Here is a 1,082-nt window from a genome sequence, read left to right as displayed (position 1 = left end):
GAGATCGAGGTTCGTAAGAAGGACCTAGGCTTACACCCAAAACCAATCGATAGCGCAGAATTGCTATCTGAGATCATTGCCCAAATCAAAGACACTGGCAATGCAGAACGCGAAGCGTCTCTAAACTTCTTCATCTACAACACGCTTCCTGGTACGACTCCGGCGGCAGGCGTAAAAGCAGCTTTCTTGAAAGAAATCGCGCTTAGCAATGAAACAGTTGCAGAAATTTCTCCAGAATTCGCGCTAGAGCAACTTTCTCACATGAAAGGCGGCCCTTCTGTTGAAGCACTTCTAGACATCGCCCTTTCTGACGACGCGCAAGCAGCGGCAGCGGCTGAAGTATTGAAGTCACAAGTATTCTTGTACGATGCAGACACAACACGTCTTGCAGACGCGTTCAAAGTAGGCAACGCAATCGCAAAAGATATTCTTGAAAGCTATGCAAAAGCAGAGTTCTTCACGAAGCTTGACGATATCCCAGAAAAAATCGACGTTGTTACTTACATCGCAGCAGAAGGCGACATCTCTACTGACCTTCTTTCTCCAGGTAACCAATCACACTCACGAGCTGACCGCGAACTTCACGGCCAGTGCATGATCACGCCTGAAGCACAACAAGAAATCGTTGAGCTTGGTAAGAAGCACCCGAACGCGAAAGTTATGCTTATCGCTGAAAAAGGTACGATGGGTGTTGGTTCTTCACGTATGTCTGGTGTTAACAACGTTGCACTTTGGGCTGGTGAAAAGACTTCTCCATACATTCCATTCATCAACAACCGTCCAGTTGTAGCAGGTACTAACGGTATCGCGCCAATCTTCTTGACGACTGTTGGCGTAACAGGTGGTATCGGTCTTGACCTTAAAAACTGGGTTAAGAAAACTGACGCAAATGGCGAAGTTGTTCGTGATGAAAACGGCGATCCAGTATTAGAAGAAGCATACTCTGTTGCGACAGGTACTGTTCTTACTATCGATACAAAAGCGAAGAAGCTTTACAACGGTAGCGAAGAGCTTTCTGACGTTTCTGACGCATTCACGCCTCAGAAAGTTGAGTTCATGAAGGCTGGCGGTTCTTACGCGGT

General features: G+C 46.9%; 1 pseudogene. It reads left to right on the top strand.

Annotation, left to right across the window (positions count from 1 at the left end):
- Nucleotides 1–1,082, top strand: a pseudogene (locus tag A3738_RS15215) (bifunctional aconitate hydratase 2/2-methylisocitrate dehydratase); the annotation flags it as partial.

The organism is Oleiphilus sp. HI0066 (assembly GCF_001635725.1).
This window is presented reverse-complemented; position numbering and strand designations above follow the sequence as displayed.